The organism is Bradyrhizobium sp. LB8.2 (genome assembly GCF_040548035.1).
GTDB lineage: Bacteria > Pseudomonadota > Alphaproteobacteria > Rhizobiales > Xanthobacteraceae > Bradyrhizobium.
The window spans coordinates 236,176-250,268 of the sequence record NZ_JBEPQV010000003.1 but is presented as its reverse complement, the minus strand read 5'-3'; the positions used below and the strand labels follow the sequence as shown (position 1 = coordinate 250,268).

General features: G+C 63.6%; 15 protein-coding genes. 10 read left to right on the top strand and 5 right to left on the bottom strand.

Annotated features, from left to right (window positions below; all coding sequences use genetic code 11):
* The first annotated feature begins 107 nt into the window (after positions 1-107).
* The 7 genes from ABIB06_RS05650 to ABIB06_RS05620 all read left to right on the top strand — a co-directional run bounded on the left by ABIB06_RS05650 (position 108) and on the right by ABIB06_RS05620 (position 6,568).
* Positions 108-1,109 (top strand): sulfate ABC transporter substrate-binding protein, encoded by a 1,002-nt coding sequence (locus ABIB06_RS05650; protein WP_354044750.1) that lies wholly within the window; start codon positions 108-110, stop codon positions 1,107-1,109.
* A 33-nt stretch (positions 1,110-1,142) separates the two neighbouring features.
* Positions 1,143-1,979, top strand: a complete 837-nt coding sequence (gene cysT, locus ABIB06_RS05645; RefSeq protein WP_354044754.1) for a sulfate ABC transporter permease subunit CysT — start codon at positions 1,143-1,145, stop codon at positions 1,977-1,979.
* 9 nt (positions 1,980-1,988) lie between these two features.
* Positions 1,989-2,900: a sulfate ABC transporter permease subunit CysW gene (gene cysW, locus ABIB06_RS05640; RefSeq protein WP_354044758.1), complete on the top strand. Its 912-nt coding sequence runs from the start codon at positions 1,989-1,991 to the stop codon at positions 2,898-2,900.
* On the top strand, positions 2,890-3,927 hold the full coding sequence (locus ABIB06_RS05635) for a sulfate/molybdate ABC transporter ATP-binding protein (RefSeq protein WP_354044761.1): 1,038 nt from the start codon (positions 2,890-2,892) through the stop codon (positions 3,925-3,927). Before cysW ends, ABIB06_RS05635 begins: the two co-directional genes overlap by 11 nt.
* 91 nt (positions 3,928-4,018) lie before the next feature.
* Positions 4,019-4,522, top strand: coding sequence for a CAP domain-containing protein (locus tag ABIB06_RS05630; protein ID WP_354044765.1), 504 nt, complete (start codon positions 4,019-4,021; stop codon positions 4,520-4,522).
* A gap of 79 nt (positions 4,523-4,601) precedes the next feature.
* Positions 4,602-5,777 carry a DUF3734 domain-containing protein gene (locus ABIB06_RS05625; protein ID WP_354044768.1) on the top strand — a complete coding sequence of 392 codons (1,176 nt, stop codon included), beginning with the start codon at positions 4,602-4,604 and terminating at the stop codon, positions 5,775-5,777.
* Between the two features lie 2 nt (positions 5,778-5,779).
* Positions 5,780-6,568: a 3-hydroxybutyrate dehydrogenase gene (locus tag ABIB06_RS05620; protein WP_354068616.1), complete on the top strand. Its 789-nt coding sequence runs from the start codon at positions 5,780-5,782 to the stop codon at positions 6,566-6,568.
* 46 nt (positions 6,569-6,614) lie between these two features.
* Here ABIB06_RS05620 and ABIB06_RS05615 read toward each other — a convergent pair whose 3' ends face one another.
* The 3 genes from ABIB06_RS05615 to ABIB06_RS05605 all read right to left on the bottom strand — a co-directional run bounded on the left by ABIB06_RS05615 (position 6,615) and on the right by ABIB06_RS05605 (position 9,985).
* The gene (locus tag ABIB06_RS05615; protein ID WP_354044771.1) at positions 6,615-7,439 is read right to left on the bottom strand and encodes a sulfite exporter TauE/SafE family protein; all 825 of its coding nucleotides are present in this window, start codon (positions 7,437-7,439) and stop codon (positions 6,615-6,617) included.
* Positions 7,440-7,636: 197 nt separating this feature from the next.
* Positions 7,637-9,004 carry a flippase gene (locus ABIB06_RS05610; protein ID WP_354044773.1) on the bottom strand — a complete coding sequence of 456 codons (1,368 nt, stop codon included), beginning with the start codon at positions 9,002-9,004 and terminating at the stop codon, positions 7,637-7,639.
* A gap of 141 nt (positions 9,005-9,145) precedes the next feature.
* Positions 9,146-9,985 (bottom strand): protein-disulfide reductase DsbD domain-containing protein, encoded by an 840-nt coding sequence (locus ABIB06_RS05605; RefSeq protein WP_354044775.1) that lies wholly within the window; start codon positions 9,983-9,985, stop codon positions 9,146-9,148.
* 151 nt (positions 9,986-10,136) lie between these two features.
* Here ABIB06_RS05605 and ABIB06_RS05600 point away from each other — a divergent pair, with 151 nt between their 5' ends.
* Entirely contained in the window at positions 10,137-10,781 is a 645-nt protein-coding gene (locus ABIB06_RS05600) for a YqgE/AlgH family protein (protein ID WP_247343712.1), read from the top strand.
* A 169-nt stretch (positions 10,782-10,950) separates the two neighbouring features.
* On the opposite strand, the gene ABIB06_RS05595 is transcribed toward ABIB06_RS05600, so the two are convergent.
* Together ABIB06_RS05595 and ABIB06_RS05590 are read right to left on the bottom strand one after the other, a co-directional pair.
* Entirely contained in the window at positions 10,951-11,838 is an 888-nt protein-coding gene (locus ABIB06_RS05595; protein ID WP_247343709.1) for a TauD/TfdA dioxygenase family protein, read from the bottom strand.
* Positions 11,839-11,979: 141 nt separating this feature from the next.
* Positions 11,980-12,759 carry an SDR family NAD(P)-dependent oxidoreductase gene (locus ABIB06_RS05590; RefSeq protein ID WP_354044781.1) on the bottom strand — a complete coding sequence of 260 codons (780 nt, stop codon included), beginning with the start codon at positions 12,757-12,759 and terminating at the stop codon, positions 11,980-11,982.
* A 96-nt stretch (positions 12,760-12,855) separates the two neighbouring features.
* Between ABIB06_RS05590 and ABIB06_RS05585 the strand changes: the two genes are divergently transcribed.
* Both ABIB06_RS05585 and ABIB06_RS05580 read left to right on the top strand, forming a co-directional pair.
* Positions 12,856-13,593, top strand: coding sequence for an SDR family NAD(P)-dependent oxidoreductase (locus ABIB06_RS05585; protein WP_354044782.1), 738 nt, complete (start codon positions 12,856-12,858; stop codon positions 13,591-13,593).
* A 60-nt stretch (positions 13,594-13,653) separates the two neighbouring features.
* Entirely contained in the window at positions 13,654-14,022 is a 369-nt protein-coding gene (locus ABIB06_RS05580; protein ID WP_354044784.1) for a CsbD family protein, read from the top strand.
* Positions 14,023-14,093 lie beyond the last annotated feature (71 nt).

The following is a 14,093-nucleotide window of genomic DNA, read 5'->3' as shown; positions in this document are numbered from 1 at the left end:
GCTACGAACAAGAAAATCCGGTTCCGTTGACTTAAGCCCGTTTGGGTCCGAGTTATGCCTGCAGGTCTTCGCTGACACCGACGTCATCGAAGTGAATGGAGATGGACATGATGCGCCGTATCGTTCCGCTCGCTGCAGGACTTCTCGTTACTGGCTTGCTGGCAAGCTCGGCTCTCGCCGCTGACATCAATCTGCTGAACGTATCGTACGATCCGACGCGCGAGCTCTATGCCGAGTTCAACAAGGCGTTCGCGAATGCCTATCAGAAGGAAACCGGCAAGAGCGTCGAGATCAAGCAGTCGCATGGCGGCAGCGGTTCGCAGGCGCGCGCTGTGATCGACGGATTGCAGGCCGACGTGGTGACGCTTGCGCTCGCCTACGACATCGACGCTATCGCGGGCAAAGGCCTCACGGCGGCCGACTGGCAGAAGCGGTTGCCGCAAAATTCATCGCCATACACCTCGACCATCGTGTTTCTGGTCCGCAAGGGCAATCCCAAAGGCATCAAGGACTGGGACGATCTGCTCAAGTCGGGTGTCGCGGTGATCACGCCGAACCCGAAGACGTCGGGCGGTGCGCGCTGGAATTATCTCGCGGCTTGGGGTTTTGCGCAGAAGAAATACGGTTCAGTCGACAAAGCCAAGGACTTCATAGGCAAATTGTATCAGCAGGTGCCGGTGCTCGACACCGGCGCGCGCGGCGCGACCGTGACCTTCGTCGAGCGCGGCGTCGGCGACGTGCTGCTCGCCTGGGAGAACGAGGCTTATCTGGCGCTGAAGGAGTTCGGTCCGGAGAAATTCGAGATCGTGGCGCCGCCGCTCTCGATCCTGGCGGAACCGCCGGTGACCATCGTCGACAAGGTTGCCGATAAAAAAGGCACCCGCAACGCCGCCGACGCCTACCTTCAATATTGGTATACCAAGGAAGGTCAGGAAATCGCGGCACGCAATTTCTATCGTCCGCGCGATCCCGAGATCGCCAAAAAATATGAAAACTCCTTCGCAAAGGTCGAGCTGTTCACGATCGACGATGTGTTCGGCGGCTGGACCAAGGCGCAGAAGGAACATTTTGCCGACGGCGGCGTCTTTGATCAGATCTACAAGAACTGATCGGGCGCTGTCGGAGGGGCTTTAGGGGGCCTGGTGAGCGCATTAGCAGCACGACGCCGGACATTGCCGGGCTTCGGTCTCACGATGGGGCTGACGCTTTCCTGGCTGTCGATCATCATCCTGATTCCGCTCGCCGGCCTGTTCCTGAAATCGCTCGAGCTCAGTCCCGAGCAGTTCTGGAACATCCTCTCCAGCCGCCGTACCCTGAACGCGCTTCGCGTGTCCTTCGGGCTCGCGTTTGCGGCGGCCTGCGTCAATCTGGTGATGGGCAGCATCATCGTCTGGGCGCTGGTGCGCTACCGCTTCCCCGGAAGGCGGCTGTTCGATGCCATCGTCGACGTGCCCTTCGCGTTGCCGACGGCGGTCGCCGGCGTCGCGCTGACCGCGTTGTTCGCCGAGAAGGGTTGGCTCGGCGCGCCACTTGCGGCGGCCGGCATCAAGGTGGCGTTCACGCCGCTCGGCATCTTCGTCGCGATGATCTTCATCGGCATCCCGTTCGTGGTGCGCACCGTGCAGCCGGTGCTCCAGGATCTCGACCCCGAGATCGAGGAGGCCGCGGGAAGTCTTGGCGCGAGCCGCTGGCAGACCATCATTCGCGTGATCCTGCCCTCGCTCGGGCCGGCGCTGCTCACCGGGCTCGCGCTCGCCTTCGCCCGCGCCGTCGGCGAATACGGCTCGGTGATCTTCATCGCCGGCAATCTGCCGAACGTGTCCGAGATCGCGCCACTCCTGATCGTGATCCGCCTCTCTGAATTTCGCTACGCCGATGCGACCGCCATCGCTGTGGTCATGCTCGTCGTGTCTTTCGTCATCATCTTCGCCGTCAACCGGCTCCAGCGCTGGGCGCGGAGCCGGATCCCGGCGCGCTGAGGGCGGATCATGACGATGCAGATCGCTGATTCCGTATCACTCTCGGCCCCCGACGCCAAGGCACGCGCGCATGCGGCAGCTGCGCGGAACAGCCTTCGCACCGAACCACGCGCGGTCCGCATCATTATCATCGCGCTGGCGATGATCTTTCTCTCTGTCTTCGTTGTGCTGCCGCTGGTGGTCGTGTTCGCGCAGGCCTTCTCGAAGGGAATCCTCGCTTATCTCGCCGCGCTGGCCGACCCGGAGGCGTTGTCCGCGATCAAGCTGACACTGGTGGTAGCCGCGATCTCAGTCGGCCTCAACCTCGTGTTCGGTCTCGTCGCGGCCTGGGCCATCGCGAAGTTCGAGTTTAGGGGCAAGACCTTTCTGATCACGCTGATCGACCTGCCGTTCTCGGTGAGCCCGGTGATCTCGGGCCTCGTCTTCGTGCTGCTGTTCGGCGCGCAGGGCTATTTCGGGAGCTGGCTGCGCGATCACGACATCCAGATCCTGTTCGCCGTGCCCGGCATTGCGCTCGCGACCACCTTCGTCACCTTCCCCTTCGTCGCACGTGCGCTGATTCCGCTGATGCAGGAGCAGGGCACGCAGGAGGAGGAGGCCGCGATCTCGCTCGGCGCCTCGGGCCTGCAGACCTTCTTCCGTGTCACGCTGCCCAATATCAAATGGGGCGTGCTCTATGGCGTCCTGCTCTGCAACGCGCGCGCGATGGGCGAGTTCGGCGCAGTGTCCGTCGTCTCCGGCCATATCCGCGGCGAGACCAACACCATGCCGCTCCTGGTCGAGATTCTCTACAACGAATACCAGTTCGTCGCGGCGTTCGCGATCGCATCGCTACTGGCGATGCTGGCGCTGATCACGCTGATCGCGAAAACCGTTCTCGAACATCATCTCGACGAAGGACACGACGCAAGTGAGCATTGAAGTCAGGAATCTCGTCAAGAAGTTCGACAGCTTCAAAGCCCTCGATGGCGTCGACCTCAAGGTCGACAACGGCGAGCTGCTGGCGCTGCTCGGCCCGTCCGGTTCCGGCAAGACCACGCTGCTGCGCATCATCGCCGGCCTCGATTGGCCTGATTCAGGTGACGTCGCCTTCAACGGCGAGGACGCGCTGGCGCAGGGCGCGCGCGAACGCCACGTCGGCTTCGTATTCCAGCACTATGCGCTGTTCCGCCACATGACGGTGTTCGAGAACGTCGCCTTCGGCCTCCGCGTGCAGCCGCGCGCCATCCGCAAGGATGAGTCTACCATTCGTGCACGCGTCAAGGAGCTGCTTGATCTTGTGCAGCTCGACTGGCTCGCCGACCGCTATCCGAGCCAGCTTTCGGGTGGCCAGCGCCAGCGCATCGCACTCGCCCGCGCGCTCGCTATCGAGCCGCGCATCCTGCTGCTCGACGAACCCTTCGGCGCGCTCGACGCCAAAGTGCGGAAAGAGCTGCGCAGATGGCTGCGGTCGCTGCACCACGAGATCAACGTCACATCGATCTTCGTCACCCATGACCAGGAGGAGGCGCTGGAAGTCGCCAACCGTGTCGTGGTGATGGACAAGGGCAGGATCGAGCAGATCGGTTCGCCCGACGACGTCTACGAAACTCCGGCGACGGCCTTCGTCCACGGCTTCATCGGTGAATCCATCGAGCTGCCGGTCAAGATCGAAGGTGGCGTCATCAGGCTCGGCGATCGGCCGCTGCGGCTCGCGGCAGACGGCCTTGCGCCTGGCGCGTCAAGACTGTTCGTGCGGCGACATGACATGCTGGTCGGGCCGCCCGGCAGCGGCGCTTTCGAGGGCGCGGTTCAGCACGTTCGGAATTTCGGCCCCGTGCAGCGGGCCGAGGTCGCCCTGTCAGGCGGTGAGAGCATCGAGATCGACGCCCCCCGCGACAGGGAACTGCGCGCCGGTGACACGATTGGCCTGGAGCCTCGCCGCTACCGGATATTTGCGGGCGCCTGAGCCGGCTCAAGGGGTCAATTTTTCTTCAATATTCACCTTTCAGCCACGGTTGATATGCAACAACGGCCCCTGATTTTGGGGGCTTCTGTTCATGCGCGCCGCGGCCGCGATACTCATCACTGTGCTGCTCGCCGGCTGCGCCGGCAACGAAGCGCCGGTCCAGCAGCCGTCCATGTATGCCGATATGTCCGTCCCCGGCACCAAGCTCGATGCGCAGGCGGCTGCGATCATGATCTCGCAATACCGCCAGAATAACGGGCTCGGCACCGTCGTGATCGACCCCGATCTGATGCGGCTCGCCGAATCCCAGTCACAGGCCATGGCGGCGGCCAACAAGATGGACCATGACGTCCGCGCGCCGCTGGCCAAGCGCCTCAGCGCCGGCAGCTATCCGGCGAATGTTGCGGTTGAGAACGTCTCGGCCGGCTATCATACGCTGGCGGAAGCGTTTTCCGGCTGGCGCGACTCGCCCCCGCACCGCGCCAACATGCTCAAGAGCGGTGTCACAAAATTGGGCATAGCGGCGGGTTATGCTCCCGGCACCAAATACAAGGTGTTCTGGACCATGATCCTGGCCTCGACCGACCCCCGATAAGCCAGACTTGATCCCGGGATGCATTGACGCCGCGGCGAAACTGTCGCCACGGTGGCTCGCCTTTTGCTACTGTTCCCACATGACAGATCATAGCCCGGAAATCGCAACAGTTCCCGCGAATGCGCAACGCGTCCTGGTCCTCCAGGGCGGCGGCGCGCTCGGCTCCTATCAGGCCGGCGCCTATCAGTCGCTCTGCCATGCCGGCTTCGAGCCGGAATGGGTGGCCGGCATCTCGATCGGCGCGATCAACGCCGCGATCATTGCCGGCAACGAAGGGCAGACGCGGGTCAGGCGGCTCAAGGAATTCTGGGAGATGGTCTCCGCGCCGGTGCCGTGGAAGCCGATCGGCAAGAGCGATCACAGCCGCGAGCTGTTCAACTCCAGCAGCGCCGCGCTCATTGCAACGTTCGGCGTGCCCGGCTTCTTCGTGCCTCGTCTGCCTCCCGCGCTGCTCTGGCCCCCGGGCAGCCCACAGGCGCAGAGCTACTACGACACCGCGCCACTGAAGAAGACACTGGAGCGCCTTGTCGATTTCGACCGCATCAATGACTTGAAGACACGGCTGTCGGTCGGTGCGGTCGGCGTCACCTCCGGCAACTTCAAGTATTTCGACAATTACGAATTCAAGAAGCGTGGCAAGAAAATCGGCCCGGAGCACATCATGGCCTCCGGCGCGTTGCCGCCGGGCTTTCCGTCCGTCGTGATCGACGGCGAGCATTATTGGGACGGCGGCATCGCCTCCAACACGCCGCTCGACTACGTGCTGGACGCCGAGGTCGACCGCGACCTCCTGATCTTCCAGATCGACCTGTTCAGCGCCCGCGGCGATCTGCCGACCTCGCTGCTCGAGGCCACCGAGCGCGAGAAGGACATCCGCTTCTCCAGCCGCACGCGGATGAACACCGACAAGAACAAGCAGGTGCATAACGCCCGCAGGGCCGTGCGCGACCTGATTTCCAAATTGCCCGATTATCTCAAGAACGACCCTTCCGTGGAATTCCTTGCGAAGGTATCGCGCGAAAGCACTGTTACTGTGGTGCACCTGATCTACCGCAGCAAGAACTACGAATCCTCGTCCAAGGATTACGATTTCTCGCATGTCGCCATGGTCGAGCATTGGGAAGCCGGCGTGCGCGACGTGCATCTGTCGATGCGCCACAAGGACTGGCTCGAGCGGCCGCAATCCGGCGAGACCATGGTGACCTACGATCTCACGGGGGACGTCACCGCGCCCCCGCCAAAAAGGAGCGAATGAATATGGGTAGTCTGTCAGGCAAGAATGCCGTCGTGACCGGATCGACCAGCGGCATCGGGCTCGCTTATGCGCGCGCCTTCGCCGCCGCCGGCGCCAATGTCGTCATCAACGGGTTCGGCTCGCCGGAGGACATCGAGAAGGAGCGCGCCAAGATCGAATGCGATTTCGGCGTCAAGGCGGTCTATTCGCCCGCCGACATGACCAAGCCGGCGGAAATCGCCGGGATGATCGCGCTCGGCGAGAAGAGTTTCGGTTCGGTCGACATCCTCGTCAACAATGCCGGCATCCAGTTCGTCTCGCCGATCGAGGAATTCCCGCCGGAGAAGTGGGACCAGATCATCGCGATCAACCTGTCCTCGGCCTTCCATGCCATTCGCGCCGCCGTGCCCGGCATGAAGAAGAAGGGCTGGGGCCGCATCATCAATACCGCTTCCGCGCACTCGCTGGTCGCCTCGCCCTTCAAGTCGGCCTATGTGTCGGCCAAGCACGGCATCGCCGGCCTGACCAAGACCGTGGCTCTGGAGGTCGCGACCAGCAAGATCACCTGCAACTGCATCAGCCCCGGCTATGTCTGGACGCCGCTGGTAGAGAAGCAGATTCCCGACACGATGAAGGCGCGCAACCTTACGCGCGAGCAGGTGATCAACGACGTGCTGCTCGATGCGCAGCCGACCAAGGAGTTCGTCACCTCCGAGCAGGTCGCGGCACTCGCGCTGTTCCTGTGCGGCGACGATGCCGCGCAGATCACCGGCACCAACCTCTCGATCGACGGCGGCTGGACCGCGGAGTAGGGGACTACGGCTGGCGAATGGCGGAGCCGAGCTCCGCCATTTTCGTTCAGTGTGTCCAGGCCAGCGCCGTCACGAATGCCGAGGACAGGTTCAGCTCGGCGAACATGATCTTGCCGGCGACCACGAACAGCACGCTGGCAAGTGTCAGGCGCAGTACCGTCTCGGGCACGCGCGTCGCGCTGAAGCTGCCGACGATGATGCCGGGCAGCGAGCCCATCAGCAGCACGCCCATCAGCGCCCAATCCACGTCGCCAAGCGCCCAGTGCCCGATTCCGGCGATCAGCGTCAGCGGGACCGCATGGGCGATGTCGGAGCCGACGATGGTCGCCATCGGCAGGCGCGGATAGAGCAGCAGCAGGACGGTGACGCCGACCGCGCCGGCGCCGACCGATGAAATCGAGACCAGCACACCGAGCACGATTCCGGTGATGACCGTCGCGATCGCCGTGGTGCGGTCATCGACCTGCTCCAGGCGTCGACGATAACGCTCCATGATCGCCTTGCGGAAGATCAGCGAGGTCGCGGTCAGCAGCAGCGCAAAGCACAACACCAGATTGACCAGGCTGCGCTCGGAATCGCTCTTGAGGTCGAGCTCCCACAGCACGAGCAGCGTCAGCGCGCTCGCCGGAAGGCTGCCGCAGGCGAGCCGCAGCACCGCCGGCCAGTGCACGCTGCGCGACCAGCCATGCACCACGCTGCCGCCGGTCTTGGTGGCGGCCGCATAGAGCAGGTCGGTGCCGACCGCGGTCGATGGATGAATGCCGAACAGCAGGATCAGCAGCGGCGTCATCAACGAACCGCCGCCGACGCCGGTCATCCCGACCAGCAGGCCGACGCCGAAACCGGAGGCGACGTAGAGTGGATCGATCATGTCCAGGGAAGCTTAGGTTTATCTCGTCAGTTGGGCAATATGACGTAGAATAAAATTTCCCTACGGCGCAACCGATTGGGAGCAATAAGAAAAATCGTGCTGCATGCCGACGATAAGTAGGCATTTCTCTTTGTTCCCGGGCCTGCTGCGAAACAGCCGTTCCCCGAGGGCAGCATGCGAGGGCAGGTGTGAAGCGCCTATTTACCGAACGCCAGCACGTGCAGGCCGAGGCGCTGTCGCACGATCCAGAACAGCAGCACCGTCTCGAAGCAGAGCGAGATCGAGGTCGCGGCCGCGGCGCCATGGCCGCCGTAGCGCGGCACCAGCGCGATGCAGAGTACCAGGTTCATCACAAAGGCCAGCGCATAGGCCAGCGCGCAGATCTTCTGCTGCCCGAGCATGTTGAGCAGGCGTTCGACCGGGCCGATCGCGGAGCGCACCACGAGCCCGATCGCGGCGATGAACATGATGTCGTAGCCGACCACGAATTGCGGCCCGAACAGCCAGAGCAGCGGCTTGCCGAGCGCGAGCAGCACGATGGTCGCCGCCAGCGACGGCCAGAACGTCCAGTTGATGGCATGCGCCACGTAACCCGACAGCCGCACCTTGTCGCCAGCTGCGTTGTATTCAGCGAAGCGATGCGCGGTGGTCGCCGACATCGCGTAGTGGATGAAGGAGACCAGCGCCAGCGTCTTCACCACGGCGAAATAGACGCCGACCTCGTCGGAGGGGCGGAACTGCTGAAGCACCAGCACGTCGGTATAGGACAAGAGCAAGTAGAAGCTTTCGACCAGCAGGATCGGCAGCGAGACGGCGAGCCAGCCGCCGATATCATAAGCCTTGGGGCCCGGCTCGATGTGATTGGCAAGCTTGCGGTTCAGCACCATCATCTGCCCGGTCATCGCGATCCACACCGCGCCGGCGCTCGCGACCATCGCGGCGACCGCGCCGAGATGATACCCGAGCAGGAAGGCGCAGGCCGTGATGCCGATGATCAGCGCCTGGCGGATGATGAATTGCGGCATCAGGCCGAGCTGCATCCAGTCATGCGAGCGCGCGATGCCGTCCTGGGTGTTGGCGACGACGAAAGCGGGCAGCGTCATGCAGCCGATATAGAGCGGCAGCACCTCGGCCGGATCGATCCAGGGCGACAGCAATTTGACGATGCCGGCAAGGCCGAGCGACGCAAGCGCGGAGACGGCAAAGGTCAGCCAGCGGCTGCCGGAGAGAAAGCCGCGCAGCAGCGCCTGCTCGCCGCTGGTGCGGTACTCCGGAATGATTTTTTGTGCGGAGGCCGAGATGCCAAAATCCATCATGCTGCCGAGCAGCAGCACCCAGGTCCAGACATAGACGTAGACGCCGTAGTCGGACGTGCCCATCCAGCGCGCGAGCAGGACCTGCGAGAAATATGCAAGGCCCGCGCTGATCACCCGGATGATGAAGATGGTGCCCGCCAGCCGCCGCGTCAGCGACGCCTCGCTCGATCCGCCCGTCAATTTTTCGCGCAGCCGCGCGATCAGGCCGGCAGGTCCGGTCGTTGCGGGTTCTGCATCCATCACGGCCAATTCGAAGGATCCCCGGGGCGCACGCGCATGCTGCGGCAGCCTTGCTGCAGTAGCCTTGGGGATTAGCAACCATTCGTTAAGATTCGGTTGGGTGTTTCCGTCGTCTCCCCCGTGCGCAATTGCGCACGGGGAGGACGACGACTACTCCAAATTCGTATTGAACTCGTACGACTTCTGCGGCCCGACCAGCGTGAACTTCAGCGCGGCGCCGTCGGGCTTGGCGCCCGGTGGCAGTCCGTCGAGCTCGAAAGAAAATCGCTTCACGCCCGGCGGGCTGGGCTCGACCGGCGCGGGGATCGGCAACGACCAATCCGGCGTCGGGCCTTCCACGAACAAATTGACGTTGCCCGCATCCGGCGTCACCACGTCGACCACCACATTCTTGGGCCCGTCACGCTTGACGTCGCGGATGGTGATCGGGTTGGGATCGCCGATATTGGCGGGCTTGGGCACGGTGTCGAGCGCTGCACGCAGATTGGCGTCCTCGGTCGACGCGACGCTGTTGAAGCCAAGCTCGGCCTTGGCCTCGACCGGAATGCAAAGCTTTTCGCACACGGCGTAATTGATCTCGGCGCGCAGCGTCACCGGCTTGTCGGCCGCCTTGGCGATGATGCGCAGCGGCAGCACGATCTGGTCGTGATAGCCGATCGAATGGCCGCCGGCGCCGTCGTCGAACTTCAGCGGCGCCGGCCACATCACCGTCACCGCTTCGACATTGTCAGACTTCGAGAAATCGAAGCGCGGCGGAACGCCGGAATCGCCCGGCATGCGCCAATAGGTTTTCCAGCCGGGCTGGATCTGGAAGGCGATACCGCCGAGCAGGACGGCGCCGCTGCGCGATCCCGCGAGCAACCGCACCGCGGAATGTCCGTCGCGCTGCCACGGCGATGCGTCGTCGGCATGGGCCGCAAGCGCTAGCGATAACACAAGCAGGGTTGTCGCGACGCCAATCGCCGCATGCAGGGGAACTCTTGTCAGCATGATACGTCTTTACAGGGTCACCCCGGGGCAAACCATTGAATTGCTTGTGATGACTTGAATCAAGTCCTGCAAGTCTTGACCTTGCAAGCCTTGATTTGACAGCGGACCGGCCCGACATCAGGATAGGAATTGAAACCGGAGTGCTTCACCGATGGCTCCCACAGGAAAGAGGATGGGCGAAAGCACCCGCAAGCCCGGCCCCGCGCTCCCCAGTTCGGCGGGTTACCTCGACGGCCGCCTCCTCATCGCGATGCCGGTGATGGGCGATGAACGCTTCGAGCGCTCCGTGATCTACCTCTGCGCTCACTCCGCCGAAGGCGCCATGGGCATCATCGTCAACCATCCGGCCGGCAGCATCGACTTCCCAGAGCTGTTGCAACAGCTCGGCATCATCAAGAAGGGCGAGCACATCAAGCTGCCGGAGAACGCCGAAAGCATGAAGGTGCTGCGCGGCGGTCCGGTTGATACCGGCCGCGGCTTTGTGCTGCACTCCAGCGATTTCTACATCGAGAACGCGACGCTCCGGATCGACGACGGCGTCTGCCTCACCGCGACCGTCGACATCCTGCGCGCGATCGCCGACGGCTCCGGCCCCAAGCACGCCATCCTCGCGCTCGGCTATGCCGGCTGGGCACCGGGCCAGCTCGAGACCGAAATCCAGAGCAATGGCTGGCTGCATTGCGACGCCGATTCGGATTTGATCTTCGGCGATGACGTCGATGAAAAATACGGCCGCGCGCTGCGCAAGATCGGCATCGATCCCGGCATGCTCTCGAACGAGGCGGGCCACGCGTAGCTGTTGGTATCGCAACACCCTCCGGTGTCGTCCCGGCGAAGGCCGGGACCCATACCCACAGGAAGTGATTGTTGAAGCGAGCTGACGCCACTAGCCTTCGTCAAACTACATTCAGTGGTTATGGATCCCGGCCTTCGCCGGGACGACGGTGGAATGTGTGGCTGTATCCCTACTCCGCCGCCTGCTGCTGCACCGTCGGCTCGGTCCCCGCCACGGTCGCGCGGCGCATGTCGCGGGGCTGGGACTGGTCGTAGCGGCGGACGCGGTGCATAGTCTGGCGGTTGTCCCACATCACGAGATCATGCAGCTTCCATTTGTGGACGTAGACGAACTCCGCGCTGGTCGCGTGCTCGTTAAGATCGCGCAGCAGTACCCGGCCCTCCGGCACGTTCATGCTGACAATCTTGCCGGCATGCGATGAGAGATAAAGCGACTTGCGACGATGCACGGGATGGGTGCGCACGAGACGTTGCAGCACCGGTTTGAACATCTTCTTCTCGTCGTCGGTGTATTCGGTGAAGCCGAGCGATCCCCGCGAATACATCAGCGAGTGCTCGCACACGAGGTCCTCGATCTCCGCCTTGGTGTCGTCGTCGAGCGCGTCATAGGCCGCGCGCATATCGGCGAATTCGGTGTTGCCGCCCTTCGGGTTGAGCACGCGGGCCGACAGCAGCGAGAATTTTGCCGGGATCGGGCGGAACGAGCTGTCGGAATGCCACAGGCAGTTGCCCAGATTGAACAGATGCGCCCGACTGTCTTTCGCCAGCGGCTTGCCGTCCTTGCCGAGATTGGAGACGTCGTTCAGTCCGGACTGGAGCCGGTAGTCCTTCTCCTTCGTCACCGTGCCGCCGCGCGCGTCTTCGCGCTGGCCGAAATTCAGCGCAAAAGCCATCTGTTGCTCGTCGGTGATGTCCTGGTCGTGGAAGACCAGCACCGCATATTTGTCCATGGCAGCCTCGACCTCGCGCGCCTGGTCCTGTGTGAGAGGCTGTCTCAGGTCGAGGCCCGAGACCTCGCCGACAAAATGCTTCTGAAGCTGCCGGATGGCGATCGTCATGACGTTTTCTCCCGCGAGCCGCGAGCGGTTGGTCCCGCTCTGTCGCTGAAAAAACTACTCCCGTAACCGGCGTTGTCAACGCTCGCTACGCATAGCTGCCCGTAGCCCTGATTGCGCTGCGCTCCATCCGGGCCACAGCTCTTACGCGTTGCGCGCCATCAGGCCGCCGTCGACGGGGATGACCGCGCCGGTGAGGAAGGACGCTGCCGGCAGGCACAGGCTCAGCGTCATGTGCGCGACCTCTTCGGGATCGCCGTAGCGGCCCAGTGCGGTGCGGCGCTTGGCGTAGATCGTCTTGTGCTCTTCCGATATCCGGTCGGTGATGGCTGTGCGGATCGGACCCGGGCAGATGCAGTTGACGGTAATGCCTTCGCGGCCGAGCTCCACCGCGAGCGAGCGGGTGAGGCTGGCGACGCCGCCCTTCGCCGCCGAATAAGGGCTGTGCAACGCGGTGGCGCCGAGCGCCTCGGTGGAAGCGATGTTGACGATCCGCGGGCTGTTCGACTTGCGCAAGTGAGGCAGCGCGGCGCGGACGATGCGCGGATGCGCCGTCAGCATCACCGCGATGCCCCTGGCCCAGGCGTCTTCATAGGCCTCGTCGTCGATCGCGACGCGCACGGAAATGCCGGCATTGTTGACGATGATGTCGAGCCCGCCGAAATGCGCGGCGACGTCGCCAACCACGCGCTTGATCTCGGCGCCGTCGGCAACGTCGAGCTTCCAGGCTTTCGCCGATCCGCCGGCTGTCGCGATGTCCCTCGCGACGGCTTGCGCGCCTTGCTCGTCATAATCGGTGACGGCGACGTTCGCGCCCTCAGTGGCGAACACACGCGCCGTCGCGCGCCCCATGCCGCTGGCCGCGCCGGTGACGAGAACGGTCAGACCCTTCACGGACCGGCTGAGCTGTTTGAAATCGGACATGCTGTTTCCTCGCGCCTGCTTGTTCTTGTTATGATTGACAAGGCTGGCATCGATCCGCAGACAGGTCAAACAAGCAAAGCAAAAGGGGAGGTGGCGATGACGAACGAACTCGATTTCTCAGGCAAGCAGGTGCTGGTCATCGGCGGCTCCAGCGGCATCGGCAACGGCATCGCGCAAGCCTTTCGCGTCAGGGGCGCGCAAGTTGCGGTCTGCGGTACGCGTGCTCACGCCAAGGAATATTCGCAGGAGGAAGGCTCGGATCTCGCCGGTCTCTCCTACGCGCAGCTCGACGTCGGCAATACCGGAGCGGTCGAAGCCTTCAAGCCGTCGTTCGACAGGCTCGACGTGCTGGTGCTCGCGCAAGGCGCGGTGCTCTATCGCCGCGGTGAGTTCGAGATGGCCGGCTTCCGCAAGGTCGTCGAGGTCAATCTGATGAGCCTGATGGCCTGCGCCACGCGGTTTCATTCCATGCTGCAGGACTCGCAAGGGTCGCTGATCATGGTGTCCTCGACCGCGGCCTATCATTCCACGATGGGCAATCCCGCTTACAACGCGTCGAAGACCGGCGCGGTCGGATTGACGCGGACGCTGGGCGAGGCCTGGGCCGAGGACGGCATCCGCGTCAACGGCATCGCGCCCGGTCTCGTCGACACCAAGATGACCAAGGTGACGACCGACAATCCCAAGCGGCTCGAAGGTGCACTTTCACGCATTCCGCTGCGGCGATTGGGTACCCCGGCTGACATGGCGGGCGCGGCGCTGTTTTTGGCGTCGCCGCTGTCGTCCTACATCATCGGCCAAACATTGGTCGTCGACGGCGGGCTTATTCTCTAGCGCGAAGGAACCGTGCCGCTCCTGATCGGTTACTTGGGCTGACCCCCGAGGAGGAGCATCATGGATAAGGATCGGATTGTCGGATCGGCCAAGGAATTCGCCGGACGCGCGGAAGGCGCTGTCGGTGATCTCGCAGGCGATGCGCAGACACAGGCGTCGGGCAACGCGCGGGAAGCCGCAGGCACCGTGCAAAATCTCTACGGCCAAGCCAAGGATGCCGTCCGTGACGCTGGCGAAACGGCGGCGGGTTATGCCAAGGATGCCTACGAGAACAGCGGCGACACATTCCGCGATGGTTCGCAGGCGATTGCCCAGAAGGTGCAGGACAACCCGCTCGGCGCGCTGCTGGTCGCCGGCGGCATCGGCTTTGCACTCGCGCTGTTGATGGCGCGGCCTTCGCGCCGCCCGCCGCCGCGCTGGCGCTATTAGGGCTCAGCTAAACGCCATCCAACGTGCCCCGGACGCAATGCGGCGTGAAGCGCCACATTGCGTCCGGGGTC

Excerpts from the sequence above, each read along its gene's own strand:
- ABIB06_RS05625 (WP_354044768.1), top strand. The coding sequence starts at position 4,602 with ATGACAGATCATAGCCCGGAAATCGCAACAGTTCCCGCGAATGCGCAA.
- ABIB06_RS05595 (WP_247343709.1), bottom strand. The coding sequence starts at position 11,838 with ATGACGATCGCCATCCGGCAGCTTCAGAAGCATTTTGTCGGCGAGGTC.
- ABIB06_RS05585 (WP_354044782.1), top strand. The coding sequence starts at position 12,856 with ATGACGAACGAACTCGATTTCTCAGGCAAGCAGGTGCTGGTCATCGGC.
- ABIB06_RS05630 (WP_354044765.1), top strand. The coding sequence starts at position 4,019 with ATGCGCGCCGCGGCCGCGATACTCATCACTGTGCTGCTCGCCGGCTGC.
- ABIB06_RS05600 (WP_247343712.1), top strand. The coding sequence starts at position 10,137 with ATGGCTCCCACAGGAAAGAGGATGGGCGAAAGCACCCGCAAGCCCGGC.
- ABIB06_RS05590 (WP_354044781.1), bottom strand. The coding sequence starts at position 12,759 with ATGTCCGATTTCAAACAGCTCAGCCGGTCCGTGAAGGGTCTGACCGTT.
- ABIB06_RS05650 (WP_354044750.1), top strand. The coding sequence starts at position 108 with ATGATGCGCCGTATCGTTCCGCTCGCTGCAGGACTTCTCGTTACTGGC.
- ABIB06_RS05615 (WP_354044771.1), bottom strand. The coding sequence starts at position 7,439 with ATGATCGATCCACTCTACGTCGCCTCCGGTTTCGGCGTCGGCCTGCTG.
- ABIB06_RS05580 (WP_354044784.1), top strand. The coding sequence starts at position 13,654 with ATGGATAAGGATCGGATTGTCGGATCGGCCAAGGAATTCGCCGGACGC.
- ABIB06_RS05620 (WP_354068616.1), top strand. The coding sequence starts at position 5,780 with ATGGGTAGTCTGTCAGGCAAGAATGCCGTCGTGACCGGATCGACCAGC.
- ABIB06_RS05605 (WP_354044775.1), bottom strand. The coding sequence starts at position 9,985 with ATGCTGACAAGAGTTCCCCTGCATGCGGCGATTGGCGTCGCGACAACC.
- cysW (WP_354044758.1), top strand. The coding sequence starts at position 1,989 with ATGACGATGCAGATCGCTGATTCCGTATCACTCTCGGCCCCCGACGCC.